Raw genomic sequence first — 19,837 nt, 5'->3', positions numbered from 1 at the left:
GGGTAATCCGACCATGTTTGATACCGATATTATGCTCCAGGACTCGCAGGAAATTCTGGGCGCCGTACCCGTGACGCTCGGCATGGCTTTCACGATTTTCATCCTGTCCACGATTGTCGGCAGCCTTTTTGCGCTCGTCGAACATAGGCGGATCCCCGTGCTGCGAGAGCTCATCATGGCCTACAAGGTCGTCTTCAAGGGCGTTCCGATGGTGATCGTGATTTTCCTCGCCTATTTCGGTCTGCCCCCAGCACTCCAGTTCCTGCTCTCGTTGCTCGGGATCAACTTCAACGCCCACGAAACGCCCAACTGGGTAATCCTTGTCATTGCAGTCACCGGTTGTGTTGCGGCGTTCCAAGCGGAGATCATCAAAGGAGCCCTCAACGCCTTCGATACCGGTCAGTCGGACGCCGCCCATTCGCTGGGCTATACAAGCGGCCAACTGTTCCGACGGATCCTATTTCCCCAGGTGGCCCTCACCGCAATTCCAGACCTGACAACCTCGATGATGGTGATCATGAAGGCGCTTTCCCTCGGATTCGCCATCGAGGTTGTCGACATCTTCGCCCAGTCCCAGTTGACCGCCGCGCTGAATTACTACTACCTCGAAGCGTTCGTGATTGCCGTCGTGATCTACATGGTGATTGCCTATATCGTCACACAGATCGCCGACAGACTGGAGCAAGCCCTTAGGGTGCGGACATGAACGAAGGCTCGTCGGCACCCTCGAACAGCCCTTTCATGCTCGATAACGGCTCCGCCGCCCGTACAAATTTTTTCAGATGGCGCGCCACCAACGTGGCGGTTCAATTTCCGGTAATCGCCGGCGGCGTCAGGCACGAGAGACAGTTCCTCAGCTAGAGAAGGTGGGATGTCGGTTCCTCTCCCTCCGGAGTCCCAGTGGCCATCACTAGACATTTTGAGATTTGCGGTTCGAGCCGCTTCATCGGCATGAGCGGTCACGGAGTACATCATCATGGCAAATCAACACAGCCAGCATCCTCGCCCCTCGTTCGGTCGAAAGCTGGGTGGAACAATCAGGGTGCGCAACTTGTCATCACTGATATTGCCGCTTCACCCCAGCTTTGAGCGTGCGCCCTTCGGCCTATGCGTGGTTCACCGTTTTTTACTTTATTAGCGCACATTCATAAACGGACATGTTGGTGTAGCTTGTACCTGCCCAAAGCCCCGGCGCAACGACCCAGCGCCGGGGCTTTTTTGTCCGCCTGGTAATCCGCGTGTTTGGGCGGCACCGCGGTGCGAAGCGCGAGTGCGGAGGAACTTGCTGGCACTCCGCCAATTATCTGCATGTCCCAAACAGCACAAGTCGAACCGCCCCTTCTCTCCCAGGACAGCCCGGACAGGAGCGTGAACTGCGCAGTCGCCCTCGAAGGTGCGTACGCCGCTCTGGTGTCCTCTTGCATCGAGCAAGGCTGGACGGCTGAAGAGACTGCCACCGCACTTTTCAACCTCGCCAAGGAACGAGCCTAGCTGTGCGTGTTTCGGCATTTCGACGTCGCGGTGTCGGATTATTTGCATGCAAACCAGTTTTTACGACGCTATCCTCCCATCCTCAACGGAAGATTCTGGGAGGAATGCATGGCTGCGCATGAGCAACATGCCGTTGAAATCATTAGGGACAAAGAGTGGTCGGTTCGCGTGACGGTCAACGGCACCACCACCACGGTCGCTTTTACATCTGAGAGCTACGCGCGTTCGTTTGCAGACGGTCAGGCGTTCCGACTGGGCGTTCAGGTCGCGGAGATCAAGAAGGCGGCCTAGCTGCGCGCTTGCCCAAAAGCCCCACAGCGATTGAACCTCGACTCACCAAAGCCAAATTAGCCGTTGCGCGGCAAGCGAATAGAAGCGCACGCCCCGGTGCTCGGGAAGCTATTCTTAACCGCGTCCGAAGCAACGGCTTTGGGTGTCTGATATCATGCAGTACGGTGACCACGTCAAACAACTTATGGGGCATGATCAGCATGGGTCCGGTTATCGATTCTAACAATCTGCCTCGCTCCAAGGTTTGGGGTGAGAGCGACCCCGCTGTGCGTTGGCAGGGTGCCTTCGCCCGTTTTGGCGGGAACGGATCAACGGCTTCTTCGACAATTGTATATGAGATCGAGCCAGGGGGTCGACTGGGCTGGCATACTGACGCCACTGAGGAAACCCAATACATAATTGCAGGCACCGGCCTGCTGTACTGCGAGGATGGTACCACTCACCCCGTCGCGCCCGGTAGCGTGTTTGTGTTGCCCACACCATTTCGCCACGATCTTGAGAATACCGGGACCGAAACGCTCCGCGCCGTGGCTTTCTTTGCGGCAGCGATGTTCACGCAGAGCTTCGACCAGGTGATGCTGCCGCCGAGAACCCACGTCCTTGGCACACCGAACCGCGACGGGCAGATCGCCTACTGAGAAGCAAGTCAGAAAAACACAAAGGGCGCCAGCGGCCCGAATGACCGGTAGCTTCGGCACTAAGAAATGGCCTTCGAGGGTCTGGACGCGGAGATGAAGGCCACCTTTGCTGCGCCCCGCTCAGCATAGTGCTCCGGCACTCGGAACGACGCGACGTCTCAAATGCTCAGGGCGAAAAAGGCGCATGATACGAACAGACCGAAGCTGCGGCTCTTCAATGAGGAGCCCCGACACTGTTCGTCACGCAGCCGTCCCGCCGCTCCCACCTGATCTCGACTAGGGCGGCGGAACGGACGGTGCCAGCCCTTGCCCTACAGGCCCGCACCTCTCCCATGCGCTCTGAACGGATCAAACCGAAGCGCCATAACATCTGAACATAGACCGATTGGGGAGATCCCAGGGAGCGGTATGCTGAGATCGTGGCGGGGTCGAGCGGGCCATAGCTGGGAACCTTACCTGGATTGCGATATTTGCCTGCTCCTAGCGCGTGCACGGGTTGAAGTTCGTTTTTCCAGCGAAGCCTGGAGCAATGCAGCGCGGAATCCCGACCGCTTTTGCGGCGCCCATCCTAAAGAACGTGCTAATAAGCGCTGGCAGCTACATCTATGTGTGGCCCTATGCCAGCGGCCGCGACATGGGACAATCGGTGACGCCGATGTTTAAAAGCGTTCCTGAAGCCGTTCAAAGGGATGATCGGCTGTATGAGTATCTTGCCCTTGCGGACGCAATAAGACTCGGAAACCAGCGCGAGGCTGCCCTCGCGGCGGAGCGTCTTGCGGAAAGGCTCGCGCAGAAATGACCAGCATCCAAGGCCAGCTACTAGCAATGCTAAGGGCTGTCGCGGAAGCTCTAGGCGATGACCTGCGCAAGCTCTTGTGTTCGTCGGCGGATGTACGACCGCTCTTTTCATCACCGATGCCATCACGCTCGAGGATGTCAGGGCGACTGACGACGTCGACCTAATTGTCGATCTGGCCGGCTTTTCGGAATGGGCGCAGCTCCTGGAACGGCTTCGAGAGCGGGGTTTCTCGGAGTCACCCAACGACAGTGTCATTTGCCGAACGCATCTTGGCCGGATCAAAGTCGACTTCATGCCGGACGATCCCAAAATCCTCGGATTCAGCAATCGTTGGTATGAAGCGGGTATTGAGACGGCGGTCGATTGTCCGTTGGACGATAAGCTCATCTCCGTCGCCTGACACCGGCACTCTTCGTCGCGACGAAGCTGGAGGCATACCTTGGCAGAGGTGGAAAGGATCTGCTTTCTAGCCGGGATGCCGAGGACATACTCTTGATCGTCGACGGCCGAGAAGAGTTGGTTGCTGAGCTGGGAGGCGCGGAAGACGAGGTCCGTACTCGGCGACCAGTTCAAAGACATGCTTGCAGCCCCAGATTTCGACGACTTTCTGGAAGGCAATATCAGAGGGCCCCAAGGCCGGGTCGAGATTGTGCCATCGCCACCAACGCCTCGATCACTACCGCCATTCGCAATGCCAGCGCCGACTATCTGCTCGCCGTCAAGGCCAACCAGCCGACGCTGCGTACCGAGATCGAATGCTACTTCGATGATGCCTCTGCCATTGCCTCGACAGCGTGTCGATCTCGACAAGGCCCATGGCCGCATCGAGGAACGCACTGTCACCGTCTCGTCGTCTTTCAATGAGCGGGAATTGATAGCGCACGTTCGATGTACAAGGCGACATTTCGTCGTCTGCCTCACGTCATGTAGCCAGTGCTCAGATAATGGACCACTCCCGTCCGTTTACGCAGAGGGGTAGAGGCAGGCACTCGTCCGTGAATACACCGGCCGCCCTTGGTTCGTCTCCGGATCGACCACGTGCACATGAAGCTGCGGCTCTAATCCTAAAGCCCCTGCTCGACGCGCCACAAAAGATAGTGACTGGTTGCCGTGCATCCAACCGGCCTTACCTGCGCGAGCGCTGCCTGATCAGACGAACGAGAAGCCGCTCAACCGGCGAAGACCTCCGACCGGCGCCGAGCAAAATCGTGTTCCGCCACGAGAGCCGCAATGGCTGTCGCGATCTTCGCGCCGCCACGAACGGAAGGTTCGATCGGATTGGCGAAGTCCGCATCCTCATTGCAGACCAGGCGCAGGTCAATGAGCGGCAAACCGCGGGAGAAGACCGACCGGGTGATGACGTCATTGAAGATCGTTAAGGCACTTGCGGCAATCCTGCGACGCTGCGGGTCGGGAAAGCGTGCCTCGTAGATCGTGCATATGGCCGTGGGCAGATCCCGGCTCAGCACCCCCTCGAGCATCCTCATGTAATCCTGCTCGAACTGCTCCCGGACATCGCTGATTCTGTCCAGAGCCTCGGCCACCGAACGAGCCGCCTGATCCAGAAGACCCGCATGACGAAGAGCATCATTGCCACCGACACTGACGACGAGATGGCTCGCATCCTGCGCGAGCCGTTCAAGCTGCCGCTCGACGCCGCTCGTGACAGCACCGTCGACGGCATTGAGAGTTGCACGCCACCCTTCGGGCAGGCGCTCCCGCAACTGCCACGCGACGTCAGGTCCGCCGGCAACATAAGCCGCGTTGTCGAAGATCGAATCCCCAAGAAGGACGACATGCGGCATGGGACGCTCCGTTGAGGCCTCTGCCTCTGATGCATCAGCGACGGAGGTAAGGTGGTAGGCTGTGATGGTGACGGCGAGCGTCGTCAACAGCTCGCGCCGGCTCGAACCGCCTGCAGAACCGTATCGCATCTCAGCCCTCCAGGAACGCCAGAAGCGCCGCATTCACCGCGTTGCTTTCTTCGCGTTGAACCCAATGCGTCCCCTCCTCGAAAGTCTGCAGGCGGCCATCGTCGCAAAGGGCGAGACTGCGCTTGGCCAGCCCGGATTCCAGAGTCTGGTCCTGCATCCCCCACATAACAAGAGTGGGCGTCGTGATCCGCTCCTTCAGGCTCGGGCGAAAGCGCAAGGCGCGATACCAGTTGAGCATGTTGGTCAGCGCCCCCGGCCGCTCCCAAGCCTGCCGATATTCTGCAATCTCCTCTTCTTCGAAGGCGCCTTCCCGGCTGGATGTCATGAGTGCTCGTGCGAGCAAGGCCGAGCGCCGCGCACCCAAAACGGCTTCGGGCAGCAAGGGGATCTGGAAGAAAACCGCGTAACTGCTCCGCAGAAACTGCGTCGGAGATCGTAGGGCATGGGTAAACACCACCTCGGGATGGGGCGCATTCAGGATGACGAGCTTGTCCAGGCGATGAGTCAACTTTGCCCCGGCGGCCCAAGCGACGATGCCGCCCCAGTCATGGCCGACGACGTGAAACCTTCCGATGCCGAGCGCGTCGGCCAGGGCGACGACATCGCCGAGGAGCTTGGGGAGCGTGTACTCGCGGATGCCCTCTGGCTTGTCGCTGGTGTTGTAGCCCCTCTGGTCGGGAAGATGACCCGATATCCGGCGGAAGCGAGCGTACCGATCTGCCGTCTCCAGCCGATCCAGAAGTCCGGGAAGCCGTGCAGGAGCATGACCGGCTTACCCTCGGCAGGCCCGGCCTGAACGACATGAAGCCGAATGCTTCCGGCGTTGACGAACTGATGTTCAGGCGCGAGTGAGATCATGGCTGGAAACGCGGGTGTCCTAAAACTGATCCAGCGCAATGAGGATTTAGATCAGGCTGCGTCGTCCCGACAACATGCACGCTCAGCCGTCGCATCCCCCCGGCAGATGGGCATGGGAGCCGAAGGTCCAAGTGGAGGCCGGGTAGCGGACTGTCCGGCTTGAAAGGCTCAAGGGCGGATAGCTGCCGATCGGCACTCGTGAAGATCCTATGGGGATGGAAGGCGACCAGCGCTCTGCCAGAGTGAAGTCGCTAAACATCACCTGGAGGTCAGCATGCAAGCCAACACCACCAAAGCCCCGGCCGCTATCCGCGTCGATCTTGCCGCAATATTTGTCTCGTTAGAACTGTCTCGTTAAAAATGGCTCGTGACTTCGCTTTCGCCAGGTGGAGGCGAGAGATTGTCGAGACACCTCGTGTCGGGGGGCGACATTCCGGGTTTGCTCGATCACTTCGCAGAGCTGCAACGAAAGGCGGAAGTGCGGACAGGGCAGCGTTTCCGGGTCATATCAATCCAGGAAGCTGGTCTGGATGGATTCTGGATACATCGGGTCCTCGAACGCGAAGGCATCGAGAGTTATGTCGTGGACCCGGCATCCATTGCCACATCACGTCGCCGCCGGCGGGCCAAGACCGACAGGATTGATGGGGAAGCACTGGTTCGAGCGTTGTTGGCCTACAACCGCGGCGAGCCTCGGGTTTGCGCGATGTTGCGAGTGCCAACGCCGGAGGAGGAAGACCGTCGCCGGTTGGTGCGGGAGCGGAAGGCGCTGACGAACGAGCGGATCAGGCACGTCAACAGGATAAAGGGCCTTTTGTTCAGCCAAGGTGTGTCCGGATACGAACCATTGAAAGGCGATCGACGCAAATGCCTCGATGCGCTCATTACCGGAGATGGGCGTCCACTGCCGCCAGCGCTCATGGCGCAGATCAGCCGCGAGCTTGATCGCATCGAGTTGCTGATCCAGCAGATCAAGGATGTTGAAGAGGCACGCGACGCCTTGCTCGTCGCGGCAGATGAGCCAACACCGGCCCTGCTGCTCAGCCTCAAGGGAATAGGTCCGGAGTTCGCGGCCGTCCTGTGGTCTGAGGGATTATCGCGCAAGTTTGACAATCGACGACAGGTTGCCGCCTACGCTGGTTTGGTGCCAACGCCCTGGCAAAGTGGGCAGATTAATTGCGAGCAGGGAGTCTCGAAGTCCGGCAATCCAAGGCTCCGGTCGACGCTTGTCCAGGTTGCGTGGCTCTGGGTTCGCCATCAACCCAATTCCGCACTCAGCCAGTGGTTCAGGGCGCGAGTCATCCAGAATGGTGGCCGGTACAAGAAGACGGCGATCATCGCCCTCGCTCGGAAACTGCTTGTTGCGCTGTGGAAATACGTGAACGCCGGAGTCGTTATAGAAGGAGCTCTCCTGACGAAACCATCAGCGTAGACGCTAATCGATTCTAATAATCTCCAGGACCGACCAGGGCCTGGCAGATCCTCGGTAGACGAACCGACGAAACTCATGGCCTCAAACAGCCGCCGTTGAAGAATGGTTTCGTCTCTTGGGTTCCGAATCCGCCGCAAGCGGGATCATGGAACAGGTGCATGCGCCCTGACCGAATATAAGGTGGACTGGGTTCGTTCGCGAACCGCGTCACGCTAACGGACCCATCGAATGGATCTACGGATTGCCGCGGAGGTACATGACAATGTCGACGTGATGCCGTTTGTAGTTGACCATCCCCATATAAGAGTTTCGGGCGCCGGCAGGCGTACGAAAGTCCCCGAGGAAGGAACCCGCGGGCCGCAGACGATGGCTATGGGGATTTCGGATTTCGGCAGATGTCGGCGATGGCGTGACCGCCGTCGGGAAGCGCTGGGGTGAATGCGGACCGACCGCTTCGTTGCGCCCTCGCGCGGTGTTGTCGGGACGGTGGGCGGCTGGGCGCGGCTCTGTCGGCGTCGATAATCACCATAGACGTGCGTCGATCCGTTGCCGGAGGCTGAGTGCCTGCAGCTGAAGGCTGAACCATTCCATGCCGGGTCATGGCGTACTGCTCCCGGTCGACGGGGAACCGTGTGGCGGTCCGCGCGGCTGCCTCCGTCGTTCGAACACCTCGATCACGATCATGCGGCCGCCACAGCAGGGGCATGGCGGGCGGAAGTTGTCCGGTTCGTCCGTGGTGTCATCGTCGGACGGTGCGGCGACGTTCAGGAGTTCACGAGCAAGCGCGAGGCTGGCCTTGCGAGCAGAGCCGGCAAGCAGGCCGTAGTGCCGGATGCGGTGGAAACCCTTTGGCAACACGTGGAGCACGAAGCGGCGGATGAACTCGTCGGTAGCGAGCGTCATGACCTGCTGCCGGTCGACGCCGTCGCGGCGATAGTCTTTGTAGCGGAAGGTGACGCCGCTCTCGTCGAGGCGGATGAGGCGGCTGTTCGAGATCGCGACCCGGTGCGTGTAGCGCGACAGGTAGGCGAGGACCGCCTCCGGCCCTGTGAACGGCGCCTTGGCGTAGACCACCCATCGCTTACTGTGAACAGGATTGAGATGACGCAGAAAGGCGCGTCGGTCGGCTACATGGGCCATCGATCCGACGAAGGCGAGCCGGCCCGCGTCGTGAAGCGCGATCAGCCGGGTAAGGAACAGGCGGCGGAAGAGCTTGCTGAGCACGCGCACCGGAAGGAGGAAGGCCGGGCGCGACGATACCCAGCGCTTCCCGTCGAGCGCGATGCCGCCGCCCGGCACGATCATGTGCACGTGCGGATGGTGGGTCATCGCGGAGCCCCATGTGTGGAGGACGGCGGTGATGCCGATGCGCGTGCCAGATGCTTCGGATCGGTCGCGATCGTCAGCATCGTCTCCGATGCCGCACGGAACAGCAGGTCGTAGACCAGCGCTTTATTCTGGAAGGCAATATCGGCGACCTCTGCCGGCAGCGTGAACACGACATGGAAGTAGCCGACCGGCAGCAGGTCGGCTTCGCGCTCGGCAAGCCATGTACGTGCGGCCGCACCTTGGCACTTCGGACAATGCCGGTTGCGGCAGCTGTTGTAGGCGATGCGCCAATGCCCGCAGTCCTCGCAGGCTTCGACATGACCGCCCAGTACGGCGGTGCGATAATGCTCGATCGCCGACATGACCTTGAGTTGCTGCAGGCTCAGGTGCCCTGCATGGGCGGCCCGGTAGGCTGGCCCAGCAGCACGGAAAATGTCGGCGGCCTCGACAGAGGAGTGCACGCTCAGCTGTCGGGCGAGATCTCTGCCTCCTTGAACAGGCCGAGCTTGTCGAGCGGGCTCGTGACCGTGCGCACCGTGCGGGTCGCGACTTTGGTGTAGAAGGCGGTATTGTCGAGCTTGGCGTGCCCGAGCAGGATTTGGATCACCCGGATGTCGGTGCCGTCTTCGAGCAGGTGGGTGGCAAAGCTGTGGCGCAGCGTGTGCGGCCCGACCCGCTTGGCGATGTCGGCGGCCTGCGCTGCCTCGACGACCACGCGATAGAGCTGGCGGGTGCTGATGGGCTTCATCGCATGCTGCCCCGGAAACAGCCAGCCCTCGCGGTGCATCACCCCCTGCTGGCGTCCGACCTTCCACCACTGGCGCAGCAACAAGAGCAGGTCTTGCGACAGTATGGCGTTCCGGTATCGCCCGCCCTTGCCGCGCTCGACACGTAGCAGCATGCGCTCGCTATCGACGTCGGCGACCTTCAGCGTCGACACCTCCGCCACGCGCAGGCCCGCGCCATAAGCGACCGACAGCGCGGCCTGGTGCTTGAGGCAGGTGGTGGCGTTGAGCAGCCGGGCAACCTCGTCGCGGCTCACTACCACCGGCAGCTTGCGCGGGTGCGCCAGACGAACGAGCTTGCGCACCAGATCGGGACGATCGACCGTGTGCGTGAAGAAGAAGCGCAGCGCCGACACGATGCTGTTCATCGTCGGCACGGGAACACCGTCGTCCTGCTGTTCGATCTGGAACCGGCGCAGGTCGTCGGTGGTCGCTGTGTCTGGTGAACGCCCGAGGAACGTCGCCAGGCGTCCGATGTCGCGGAGATAGTTGCGCTGCGTCTCCCGTGAGAAACGCCGCATGTTCATGTCGTCGATCAGCCGCTGACGAAGTGGACTGATAGGTGCATCAGAACAGGATAGGGCATGGTCAGGCTCCTTGTTGAAGAAGCCCGTAATGCTCTGCCGCTGCCGAACCACCCTCAATGCGAGTGCGGCGTCCGGTTCGTGATCTCTACCTCACCCCACGCGCCCATCCCGCGTAGCGGGTCGTTCCTCGGCACCCGTTCTAGTCTTGCCAATCCATCCGTGCGATGGTCCGCAGTCAACGCCGCTCGGCCACTGGGCCGACGGCTGAAAGCAACGTGCGCCGTCAGAAAGCGTTGCCCACCCGTTGATCCGCTACGACCTGCCTCGCAGGGTTCCGTTTTCCGCATGCGAGGCCATCGACCGGCTCGGCTTACATCGGCTTTGGCAAGAGTAATAACCGAGCCCACGTACATCAATGTTTCAGCTCGCCAATTCTCGACAAAAGGGCTGTCGATTTGTGGTCATTGTCCTATTCTCAACATCACCTTGCGCCCGTCGGAAAGGGTTCCCGTTCCTGAGCCAGCTGGGGGTTGTCTGCTAGTCAGCGAGAACACGAACCGGGACGAGAGTTGCCCGCAAACGATCGTTCCTTCTCCATGCGAGAACGTAAGATTGACGGTAGCCGTCCCTCGACATTCGACCGCGGTATTGGTCTGTCCGCTAATAGTTCCGCGCCGTGTAATGCTGTTGACGGAAGCGGTCCCGGAAAAGGAAAGCGTCCCATCAACAGTCTGACCGGAGACTGGTGCGATGATGGTGAGCGGATTTTGCGCCTGCGCGTAGCCGACATCGTCTACGACACCATAGGCAATCACCATTGTCGCTAAGATTTGTTTGGTCGCACCGAGGGCTCCGCTATTGTATCTCAATTGAAGCTAGGCCAGCCCCGCGCGGCGGGCGCCCTCCCGGATCGCGGCAACAGCGGGAGGATTGATGACTGGATAGGAGCCGATAAACCCTTCGGCCGAAATGTCTGGAAATTCTCTCGCCAACCGGTTGGCAATCTTCATTGCCTGAGGTGTTTCGCTGAGCACGGCATGCGCCATGGCCTGGAACAGCAACGTTGCGGGTGAGTCCGGCGGTGCTTGGCTGAACGCGGTCAGGCACTCCCTGTGGAGACCTACAACGAAGCTCGATCGGCCCAGCATGCTATAGTACCAGGAAACATGTGGATTGAGACGGATCGCGCGCTTCGCCAGTTCATATCCTTCCAGCGGGTCGCCTGTCACGAACGCCTTTCCTCCGGCAAGCAAGGCGAGGGTATCGGCATCGTGCGGGGCGGCCGCCAAGGCAAGCTCGTGTTCTCTTGCTGTGGCATCGAGATCGCCCTGCAATGCTCGAAGCTCGGCTAGACATATGCGCGCTTGGGTATCACCCGCGTCGAGCGCCAAAGCTCGTTCGAGGCACAGTTTCCAGCGCTCCTTTGCGGCGGAAGGGTCAGTGGTAAACGCATTGATGGCGGCGACGGCATGCGCCAGACCCAAGACTGTCCAGGCTCTGGCAAGACCAGGGTCGAGCTCGATGGCACGCGTCAGAAGCCGCACCGCTTCCGCATTCGAAGCGTGCGTGTACAAATTGTGCTGCTCGACGCCGAGCAGATAGTAGTCATAGGCACATAGGCTGGCGGGTTGTTTTCGCCGGACAACATCGCGTCGAAGTTTTGCGAGCTTGCCGCAACAGCTAGCAAGGACATTGACGACGTTTTCGGTGACTATGTCCTGCATCGCAAACAGGTCTTCCGCTGATCGATCATAGCGGGCCGTCCACAAATCGACTCCAGTGCGCGGGTCGACGAGTTGGACGCAGATCCGCAGCTGCTGCGCTGCCGCCTGCAAGGTCCCCTCAAGTAGATAATCCGCATTCAGTTCCCGCCCGATGGATCGCACGTCATCGCGCCGTCCCTTGTACGAGAGCATGGTCTGGCGGGCGATGACCGCAAGGTCGGGGTAGCGAGCGAGGTCGACCATGATGTCCGCCGACAAGCCATCGGCCAAGCGGTTCCATGGTTCCTCCGCGCTCAGATTGTCGAAAGGGAGAACCGCAACGACTGTTGGCCCAGATCCCTCTACCGAAAGGCCACAGGAAGGTGCCTGGCCCGTGTCTTGCTCGCGTTGGTCGGCAACCAAGGTTGCAAGCGCCAATTTGCTGCGAATATCGAGTTTCCGATAGATGGCCGACAGATGGGTCCGAACGGTAGTCGGCGCTATGAAGAGCGTCTCGCCGATTTCACGGTAGGTCATCCCCTCGGCGAATTTTGCAGCGACCACCCGCTCCCGGTCCGACAGACTGGTCAGAGGATTGCTTACGGCGCGAAGCATCGCCTCAAGTCTCCGATCCGCTACGAGTTGTGGCCAACCCGGCACGGCAAAATACTACAGATGCGATCTCGAAAACACTGCATTTGCACGATTCCATGCGACCGCCAGCAATTCTAGGCTTTCCTGTCGACAGGGTTTCGTCGGGTTGCAGAACCCCGATCCATTCTGGAACAGGAGGAATCCATGACAAAGTCATCTATCTTTGCCGCAATGCTGGTGCTGCCTTTGTCGGCTGGACCATGCTTGTCCGAAGGCACGCAATCTGGTGGCATGCTGATTTCCGAAGATGCCATGAGAGCCGTCAGTGCCGAATTGTATTCAGACATTCTCATCCGAACGTGCAGGAACGGATGGCGCTAGCCTCGGAGCCAAATCGAGAACGGCTTCAAACGGCATATCAAGGAGCTGAAATTGCAACTGGTCGATCAGGGTTACACGATGGTGCCTGGTGTGAAAGCGAACAACACCCCCCGGAGTCTCTTCGCAATGGCATTTGTCGCCAAGCGCCAATCTGTCGCCTCGCGCCAGTTCGGCTGTTCCGGCCAATACTGGCTCGACGAGTGACCATTCTGGAGCGCGCAACCGGGGCAGCATATCAGGCAGGTATTGTGGTCAATTGGCTTCCTAGTCTGGTCGTTTCGGCTCGGTGGCCCCTTGAGTTCCAACCTAGATGTTCGGTCTAGGATCCGACGAATGTCTGGAATGGGTCAGGGGCGCGAATTCGGCCAAGGGCGAACGAGCGTCCGCCTGTTACAAGCGCCATTGCCGCGCGAGCGGCTTAGTCCCTCGGGCAGCGGCAAGCAACGTCGTTGCGGCCAAGATGGGCTCACCAGCGGAATGGCACCTTTCTGGCTAGTTCGTTCCAGAACCGGACCGTCCGCTTTCGGCCCGCCTTTCGGTCCTTCAATGCCACCAGTTCTGACCGCCGCTCCTTGACACAGTTGACTGCAAGCGACCCGAGGCAGGGTTCAAAACGAGCGCCCACCAAAGTCACCGCTTATTCTCCATTGGCGTTGTTTGACGTACTTTTATCGCGATGCCCTCAAGTGCAGGCTTTTCGCCGGTCTCCGCTCGATTAAAAAGCGCGCTCGACGGCTCCTGCCATCCTCTGGGAGAGCCTCAATCCTGAACATGCCAGACTATATGATGGATAGCCTCTCGCCAGATATGACCCTGATCCGGAGAGTCCCAGAAGGTCAGCTTAGGGTTGACTCAAGCCGTTGCGCGAACGGCGGCTCTGGAGAAGCGCCAGGAAGGTCCGGAACTGGCGCACGTGGTCGGTTGGTGCGTTCAGACATAGCGCGAACGGCAGGTTTGGAGAACCGTCGGGAACGGCGGCTTATGGCGCTACTTGCTCGTTCCCATCGACGAGACGAATGGCAACGTTCCACCGATACTGTTGAAAAGTCCGCGTCGCGGCTGCCCATGGCATTTGCGTCCGTTGCGTACTTTTGTGACTTGCCATCCCGCTGGCAAGACAGTCGATTTGATGTTTGGTGCGGTTAGGCGAGCGATCCCAGCTGGCAGTTCGTTTGCCGTCCGCTCACTGATCATTGGTTAACGAACGCGTCGGCGCTTCAGAAGGCCTCAGTCGCGCCTTGCCAGTTGGGCGGCGTGGCGAATGGCGTGCACCGCGTCGGGGTTGGTCACGGGATAGCCCGTGATGAAGCGTTCGACCGAAAAGTCCGGGAATTCAGCTTTCAAGCGGGCTTCGATCCTGGCCGCCTCGCCGGCCTCGCCCACGGCCGTATGCGCTAGCGCCAAAAACAACAGCACATTCGGAGAATCCAGCGTACTTCTGCGCAGCGCCGCGATGGCTTCCCTGTGCTTGCCGGCCGTGAACAGGATGCGGCCCAGCATGCCGAAATACCAAGGTGGGGCCAGCGGATTGAGGCGCATGGCGCGCTCGATGAGCGGCATCGCCTCGGCTGGATCGCCAGCGACCAGCGCCTTGCTGCCGGCCAGCAGCGCCAGCGTATCGGCATGGTTGGAGCCATATTCGAAGGCGCGGCGATACGCGCGGTCCGCTCCTGCGAGGTCGCCGAGACATCCCCTAAGATCGCCAAGGCAATTGCAGGCAACGCTGTCCATCGGATCGAGCAGAACCGCGTTTTCAACCGCCGTCCGCCAGTTCTCGATCGAGCCCTGCGCATCGTCGCCGAAGCCGTTGGCGCCCTCGATCGAATAGGCATAGGCAAGCGCGGTCCAGGCCCTGACCAACGTGGGGTCAAGCTCCAGCGCGCGTGAAAACAGGCGTATCGCTTCGGCAGTGCCGGCGCGGCTGAATGTGTCCTGCTGTTCAACACCAAGCAGATAACAATCGTAGGCCCGCAGACTGGCCGGCGGTTTGCGGCGAATCGCGTTACGGCCGACCGTGGCAAGCGCTCCGTAGCTGCCGGCGATCACATTGATGACGCTTTCGGTCAGACTGTCCTGCAGCGTAAAAATATCCTCGACTTGACGGTTGTAGCGTTCGCTCCACAGGCTGACGCCGTTGCCCGCGTCGGCGAGCTCTATCGATAACCGAACCCGCCGCTCGTCGGCGCGCAGCTGGCCCGACACGATATAGGTGGCGCCAAGCGCCTTGCCGTCGGCGGGGAAGTCGGCGGGCTTGCTGCCCAGAGATTTCATGGTGTGGAAGGCGATAACTGGCAGATCCGCGTAGCGCGCCAGGTCGATAGTGATGTCCGACGACAGGCCGTCGGCAAAGCGGCGCCAGCGCTCTTCCGAATTCAGGCATTCGATGGGGAATATGGCGAGCACGGGAGAGCCGTCTGGCCAAGGTGACAGCCCATCCGTCCCAGCGCTGATAGCTCTATTGATATGCGAGGCAAGCGCGACTTTGTTGCGCACGCCGAGCTTGTCGTAGATCGAGGCGAGATGGGTCCGCACGGTCGACGGGGCGATGAACAGCGCCTCGCCGATCTCGCGATAAGTCAGTCCGGCGGCGAATTTTTCCGCCACCGCGCGCTCCCGATCGGACAGCGCGCCGTGACCCGGCGAAGATGTCGCGATGCGGCCCATGGCAGACCCGATCGGCACGGTTTCAGCTGTTGCCGAGGCAAAATACTACGAATGCAGGAGCCCGAATACAGCATCTGCCCGATCCCAACGCAGGCGCACGCGATGCAAGCTCCCTTACAGCAAAATGGGTTGCAATGGACCGAGGGAGAATCTCATGCGCGCTGTTTCGATTGTGTTGGTATCCGCGATCCTGGGCTTGTCCGCCGCACCGCCGCCGTCGTTCGCAAGCGGATGCAGGCAGCTGCTAGAGTCGGACGTGAAAATCGCCAGCATGCGCTTCTATGCCGACATCCTGGCCAATGCCGCCCGTAACGGCTGGAACTACGCGCCTGAATCGATCGTCAGCGGCTCAAAGCGGCATTTTGACGAGATGAAACTCCAATTGATCGCCGTCGGCTATGAGATCGTACCCGTCGGCGGCCCCCGGCCGCATTGCGGCATGGCAGGCTGATCGCCAAGTCGTTCTGGCACCCGGTTTCAGATCTGATGACATTGTCGCCCCGACGCGTTGGCTAGTTCCAGTAGCGGGATAATTGCCAGGGGCCGTCAATATCTTTGCTTTGACGCAAGAGGAACGTCGTGTCGGAGATTAAGCGATCCGAACGGTCAGGCGATATCGCTTGCTGCACGGACAAGCCGTGACTATTGGTGAGGAAGTCCCATTTTCATCAACGGCTGGCTTCAGCGAGAACACCATACGCGGAATCACCTTCCCTAGTTGTCTTTGCGGCGGACCTGTGTGCGCTTGGCCGGCGTCATCCAAAGCCCACCAGTTCCCAACAGTCGCCGGCCACTTTCAGCGCCTTTCTGGTTTATCACTTGGAACGTCGGCTTTCGACGCGGCCAGCTGGTCGAAGCTCATGCCTGTGCGCGCGTTTGGCGCACTCTGCTGGAGCGAGCAGCTCTACGACTCGAAGCCATAGGCTTGTCACCCAGCTCGTTGTGAGGCGCCCTCTTCATCCCGTGATCCGAACGCCTGACCACAGGCGTGCCGCTCCGGGCAATTGGCCAGTGCGCGCGTCGCCGGCCGTCGCGCGCCGTTGCCGGATGGAGGTAGCATGGCACGACGAGAACTCTCCCGAGAGGAATTGTTTGCGCTGGTTTGGGAGAAACCGACCCGCGAGATCGGCAAGGATCTTGGCCTGTCAGATGTGGCGATCGGAAACTGTGCGCGCGCCTGCAGGTGCCGAAGCCTCCGCGCGGCTACTGGGCCCGCGTAAAGGCTGGGCAGATGTTGCGCCGCCCACCGCTGGCTGCTTTCCGAGAGGAGCTTGAAACCAGACGCCGGGAGGCTGCGCGCCAAAGAGCAGCGGAATCGTTTTCGAAGCTGCAACGGGAGGTCTATTCGGCGGCCCGCTTTGCGGTCGTTCAGTTGCGAGGGTAGCATGACGCAATCTGACCCGGCTAAGACGTTGCGTGCCTATGCAAAGCATCGGCGTGCGCAGGCCTTGATACCGCTTTCTCAATGACATGACATCGTGTAGTCTTTGCAGCTCTGTTCTTGAAGCTAGAGGCCCGGAGAGGCCTTCGCGGGAGAGCGGCAGTGACATCTACATTCGACGCATCCAAACAACGCGCGTGGTACGCACGTCCTTGCGTGCTCTCGACATGTTCACCGAGCTTTCGAGACGAATCAAAGGAGAACACAATGAGGAGGTTTAGCACGATCACTGCGGTTGCGACCCCTTTGTTAATTATCGCGTCTCCCGTTCAGGCCGAGCCGGTGAAGTTTGAGGCGCTTGTCGCGCAGAAGGAAGCCATCCGGCTCGATTTCGCCGATGCGAGCAAGCACTTCTTCTTGCTGGTCCGACGGGAAGGCAAGTCCGAAGGTCAGGGTCCACTCGCCGGCGCGACCGTTCAGGAATATGGCGCTCACGACGTCGTGCCAGGCGTTGGCGGCGAACCGCGCGGCTATCTGGAATTCGCTACGACGGATGGCAACAAGGCCTACATAAAATGGGTTATCCAGGCGGTGTTCGTCCCCGGGCCTGATGGTAAGCCGAAGCTCCTGGACAATGGAGTGTGGCAGGTCGTTGGCGGCACCGGCAAGCTGGAGAAGCTCAAAGGCGCCGGAAGCTTTCGTTTGCTGCCAACCGGTCCCACCGAGCGCCGTTTCGTGATGGAAGGCGAACTCGTCCAGTAGGGATCGCCGTCGAAGACGAAATTACTCGCTGGTTGCCAATCGTCACAGCGCTCGGCCTAAGCTTGACTGAGCGGTTCGAGTCGACTGGGTCCATGGTGCCCACCACATCAGCGTGGGCTTGTCAGCTGATGGCACCACGTGCTCGTTCTGTAGCCGAACGGCAACTTCCCACCCTTCTCCGACCCTCGATTTCGCGCGGGACTGGAGCTCGGAATCGGGCCGCTGTTCATGATATGATCTTTCTACCGTATATCTGTGCCCCTTTAATGTTCAGGGGCGTTGTAGTCGTGTTGCTGTCCGCAAAGAGCCATCAGTGCCGGTTGCCGCGAATGTCGGCTATCAGGCAGCGAAATGTGAAGGGCAACTCAGGGTCACAAAGCGACGCTTCAGCCCGCGTCGCTCTGTCCGTTGTCGCAGGTTCTCACAGGTCGATCTGTTCAGAGATCGCCAAAGCGTCGTCCCCTTTGATGCCGAGATAGCGGACCGTGCTCTCAAGCTTCGTATGGCCCAGGAGCAGTTGCACCGCGCGAATGTTTCCCGTCTTCGTGTAGATCTGCGCGGCTTTCGTACGCCTCATCGAATGAGTTCGGTCCAGGTCGTGCCGGACGCGCGCTTTGTTCAGAATTTCGCCCTGCTCGGCCAGATCCTGCGTGCCGTAAATCGAACGCGTGAACATCAGCTCATGGTGGATCAACACCGCCTTAGGCTTGAACAGCATGATGTCGAACGTCTTCGGGTCGTCGATGAGGCCAAACCGACCCTGCGGCGCGATCAGCTCGGCAATCTCGCTGACATGCTTTTCGGTGTGCGTCGTCGAAAAGACAAAGGCTGGCGCACCGATACCAAGTGCGGCGAATTCAGCGGCAAGCGGTTTGGAATGATCAATGACGTGATTGGCGCCGAGCGTTTTGACCATGCCTGCGTGTCGGAGCGCGATGCCGTGGCGATCACGGTGAGATCGGTGCACTGGCGTGCGATCTGAATGGCAATTGAACCGACGCCGCGCGCTCCCCCAACGATGAGGATCGCGGGCGCCGCACCTGGCACAGCCCTGTGCACGTCGAGGCGGTCGAAGAAGGCTTCCCAGGCAGTGAGCGACGTCAGCGGCAGTGCTGCCGCCTCGGCCCAGTCCAGCGATTTGGGCTTCTTGCCGACGATGCGCTCATCGACGAGATGGAACTCGGCATTGGCGCCCGTCCGAGCAATTGAGCCGGCATAGAATACCTCGTCGCCCGGCTGGAACAACGTGACCTCAGGGCCTACGGCGCCGATACTTGAGACGCAGATAAGTCGTATCTGCGCGGTCCGTCGGCGGGGCATTCTGCGTCAGGAGACGCGGGGCGTGAGCAGGACTTCCAGGCCGATGTTGCGGTACATCTCACGGCGCATGCGGTCGGCGACGCCATTGACGATCTCGGCCCCGTCTTGCGACGGATCGACGTGGACCCGGAACGGACGCTTGCCGAAGGGCGCGCCGACGACGCGAACGATCTCGCGGGCCACTTGTGCCGGATCGGCGTCGGCGGGTTCCAGGCCCGCTAGGCCCTTCAGCGCTTTGTCGGCGATCCCGGCGTAGGGGCCGGATTCATACTCTGCGACTCGGACCGTATCGGACGGCGAACCGGAGTGAGCGAAGTGGTTGGTGCCCTTGGTGAAGGCGCCTGGCACCATGATCGTCGTCTCGATGCCCCACAGGGCCAGTTCAGTCGAATAGGACACCGCCAGGGCGTCCATGGCCGCCTTGGCGGCGAAGTAGGGCGCCAGGAAGGGCGGCGTGCCGCCGCGCGTCGAGGACGAGCCGACCCAGACCAGCAGACCCTTGCCCTGGCCGCGCATGTGCGGCAGCGCGGCGCGATTAACCCGCTGCGCGCCCAGCACGTTGACGTCGTACTGCTGGATGAACTGGTCCGGGGTGAAGGCCTCGGCAGGGCCGAATACCATATGCCCGGCATTGTGGACGATGACGTCGAGCCGGCCTATGTCCTTCAGAACATGAGCGATACCGGTCTCCGCCGAGGTGTCGGACTGGACGTCCAACTCGATGGTGCGCAGGTCGAGGCCATGCTCCTTCGACCAGGCGGCGACTTCGGCGACGCGAGGAGCGTTGCGGCCTTCGGTCTCGCGCATGGAGGCATAGACCGTGTGGCCGGCTTCGGCCAGGGCGCGTGCGGTCATGAGGCCGAAGCCCGACGAGGCGCCGGTGACGAGGATGACTTGCTTGGACATGGTGATGGTCCTTCTTCTGGATTTGGATGAACTTATGGCTGT

Annotated in this window: 13 protein-coding genes and 5 pseudogenes; 10 read left to right on the top strand and 8 right to left on the bottom strand. The window is 60.5% G+C overall.

Translation table 11 applies throughout. From position 1 onward, the window contains the following. Window positions 1-13: 13 nt before the first annotated feature. The 6 genes and pseudogenes from NKI58_RS23575 to NKI58_RS23550 all read left to right on the top strand — a co-directional run. Complete coding sequence (locus NKI58_RS23575; RefSeq protein ID WP_352623666.1) at window positions 14-706, top strand: amino acid ABC transporter permease; 693 nt, start codon at window positions 14-16, stop codon at window positions 704-706. 893 nt (window positions 707-1,599) lie between these two features. Further along, entirely contained in the window at window positions 1,600-1,782 is a 183-nt protein-coding gene (locus NKI58_RS23570) for a hypothetical protein (protein WP_352637940.1), read from the top strand. A gap of 200 nt (window positions 1,783-1,982) precedes the next feature. Then, window positions 1,983-2,420 carry a cupin domain-containing protein gene (locus tag NKI58_RS23565; RefSeq protein WP_352623663.1) on the top strand — a complete coding sequence of 146 codons (438 nt, stop codon included), beginning with the start codon at window positions 1,983-1,985 and terminating at the stop codon, window positions 2,418-2,420. A gap of 487 nt (window positions 2,421-2,907) precedes the next feature. Next, window positions 2,908-3,219, top strand: a pseudogene (locus NKI58_RS23560) (hypothetical protein); the annotation flags it as partial. A 76-nt stretch (window positions 3,220-3,295) separates the two neighbouring features. Next, window positions 3,296-3,619: a hypothetical protein gene (locus tag NKI58_RS23555; protein ID WP_352623662.1), complete on the top strand. Its 324-nt coding sequence runs from the start codon at window positions 3,296-3,298 to the stop codon at window positions 3,617-3,619. Between the two features lie 251 nt (window positions 3,620-3,870). Beyond that, window positions 3,871-4,066, top strand: a pseudogene (locus NKI58_RS23550) (ISAs1 family transposase); the annotation flags it as partial. 322 nt (window positions 4,067-4,388) lie between these two features. Here the strand turns inward: NKI58_RS23550 and NKI58_RS23545 are convergent. Together NKI58_RS23545 and NKI58_RS23540 are read right to left on the bottom strand one after the other, a co-directional pair. Next, complete coding sequence (locus NKI58_RS23545) at window positions 4,389-5,024, bottom strand: SGNH/GDSL hydrolase family protein (protein WP_352623660.1); 636 nt, start codon at window positions 5,022-5,024, stop codon at window positions 4,389-4,391. 130 nt (window positions 5,025-5,154) lie between these two features. After that, a complete protein-coding gene (locus tag NKI58_RS23540) occupies window positions 5,155-5,847 on the bottom strand; it encodes an alpha/beta fold hydrolase (RefSeq protein WP_352853782.1) in 693 nt (230 codons plus the stop codon). Window positions 5,848-6,285: 438 nt separating this feature from the next. Here NKI58_RS23540 and NKI58_RS23535 point away from each other — a divergent pair. Next, a pseudogene (locus NKI58_RS23535) lies at window positions 6,286-7,443 on the top strand (IS110 family RNA-guided transposase). A 597-nt stretch (window positions 7,444-8,040) separates the two neighbouring features. Here NKI58_RS23535 and NKI58_RS23530 read toward each other — a convergent pair. The 3 genes and pseudogenes from NKI58_RS23530 to NKI58_RS23520 form a co-directional block, all read right to left on the bottom strand. Next, a pseudogene (locus NKI58_RS23530) lies at window positions 8,041-9,233 on the bottom strand (IS91 family transposase). Window positions 9,234-9,235: 2 nt separating this feature from the next. Next, window positions 9,236-10,084 carry a tyrosine-type recombinase/integrase gene (locus NKI58_RS23525; RefSeq protein ID WP_352625069.1) on the bottom strand — a complete coding sequence of 283 codons (849 nt, stop codon included), beginning with the start codon at window positions 10,082-10,084 and terminating at the stop codon, window positions 9,236-9,238. An 875-nt stretch (window positions 10,085-10,959) separates the two neighbouring features. Further along, window positions 10,960-12,402: a LuxR C-terminal-related transcriptional regulator gene (locus NKI58_RS23520; protein WP_352790182.1), complete on the bottom strand. Its 1,443-nt coding sequence runs from the start codon at window positions 12,400-12,402 to the stop codon at window positions 10,960-10,962. Window positions 12,403-12,813: 411 nt separating this feature from the next. On the opposite strand from NKI58_RS23520, the gene NKI58_RS23515 reads away from it, so the two are divergent. Further along, a complete protein-coding gene (locus NKI58_RS23515; RefSeq protein ID WP_352625067.1) occupies window positions 12,814-12,966 on the top strand; it encodes a hypothetical protein in 153 nt (50 codons plus the stop codon). Window positions 12,967-13,989: 1,023 nt separating this feature from the next. Here NKI58_RS23515 and NKI58_RS23510 read toward each other — a convergent pair. Beyond that, on the bottom strand, window positions 13,990-15,426 hold the full coding sequence (locus NKI58_RS23510) for a LuxR C-terminal-related transcriptional regulator (protein ID WP_352625065.1): 1,437 nt from the start codon (window positions 15,424-15,426) through the stop codon (window positions 13,990-13,992). Window positions 15,427-15,682: 256 nt separating this feature from the next. Between NKI58_RS23510 and NKI58_RS23505 the strand changes: the two genes are divergently transcribed. Then, window positions 15,683-15,877, top strand: coding sequence for a hypothetical protein (locus NKI58_RS23505; RefSeq protein ID WP_352785263.1), 195 nt, complete (start codon window positions 15,683-15,685; stop codon window positions 15,875-15,877). Between the two features lie 1,197 nt (window positions 15,878-17,074). After that, window positions 17,075-17,569 carry a hypothetical protein gene (locus NKI58_RS23500; protein WP_210237729.1) on the top strand — a complete coding sequence of 165 codons (495 nt, stop codon included), beginning with the start codon at window positions 17,075-17,077 and terminating at the stop codon, window positions 17,567-17,569. 421 nt (window positions 17,570-17,990) lie between these two features. On the opposite strand, the pseudogene NKI58_RS23495 reads toward NKI58_RS23500, so the two are convergent. Together NKI58_RS23495 and NKI58_RS23490 are read right to left on the bottom strand one after the other, a co-directional pair. Beyond that, a pseudogene (locus NKI58_RS23495) lies at window positions 17,991-18,841 on the bottom strand (zinc-binding alcohol dehydrogenase family protein); the annotation flags it as partial. Between the two features lie 54 nt (window positions 18,842-18,895). After that, a complete protein-coding gene (locus tag NKI58_RS23490; protein WP_352625059.1) occupies window positions 18,896-19,795 on the bottom strand; it encodes an SDR family oxidoreductase in 900 nt (299 codons plus the stop codon). Between the last annotated feature and the right edge of the window lie 42 nt (window positions 19,796-19,837).

It is taken from the genome of Mesorhizobium sp. M0522, assembly GCF_040321085.1.
Taxonomy (GTDB): Bacteria; Pseudomonadota; Alphaproteobacteria; order Rhizobiales; family Rhizobiaceae; genus Mesorhizobium.
Note: the sequence above shows the minus strand (reverse complement) of the source record. Positions and strands in the feature narration are given on the sequence as shown.

Coding starts and splice junctions, on each gene's coding strand:
- NKI58_RS23575 (WP_352623666.1), top strand. CDS start 14: ATGTTTGATACCGATATTATGCTCCAGGACTCGCAGGAAATTCTGGGC.
- NKI58_RS23570 (WP_352637940.1), top strand. CDS start 1,600: ATGGCTGCGCATGAGCAACATGCCGTTGAAATCATTAGGGACAAAGAG.
- NKI58_RS23565 (WP_352623663.1), top strand. CDS start 1,983: ATGGGTCCGGTTATCGATTCTAACAATCTGCCTCGCTCCAAGGTTTGG.
- NKI58_RS23545 (WP_352623660.1), bottom strand. CDS start 5,024: ATGCCGCATGTCGTCCTTCTTGGGGATTCGATCTTCGACAACGCGGCT.
- NKI58_RS23525 (WP_352625069.1), bottom strand. CDS start 10,084: ATGAACATGCGGCGTTTCTCACGGGAGACGCAGCGCAACTATCTCCGC.
- NKI58_RS23520 (WP_352790182.1), bottom strand. CDS start 12,402: ATGCTTCGCGCCGTAAGCAATCCTCTGACCAGTCTGTCGGACCGGGAG.
- NKI58_RS23510 (WP_352625065.1), bottom strand. CDS start 15,426: ATGGGCCGCATCGCGACATCTTCGCCGGGTCACGGCGCGCTGTCCGAT.
- NKI58_RS23500 (WP_210237729.1), top strand. CDS start 17,075: ATGAGGAGGTTTAGCACGATCACTGCGGTTGCGACCCCTTTGTTAATT.
- NKI58_RS23490 (WP_352625059.1), bottom strand. CDS start 19,795: ATGTCCAAGCAAGTCATCCTCGTCACCGGCGCCTCGTCGGGCTTCGGC.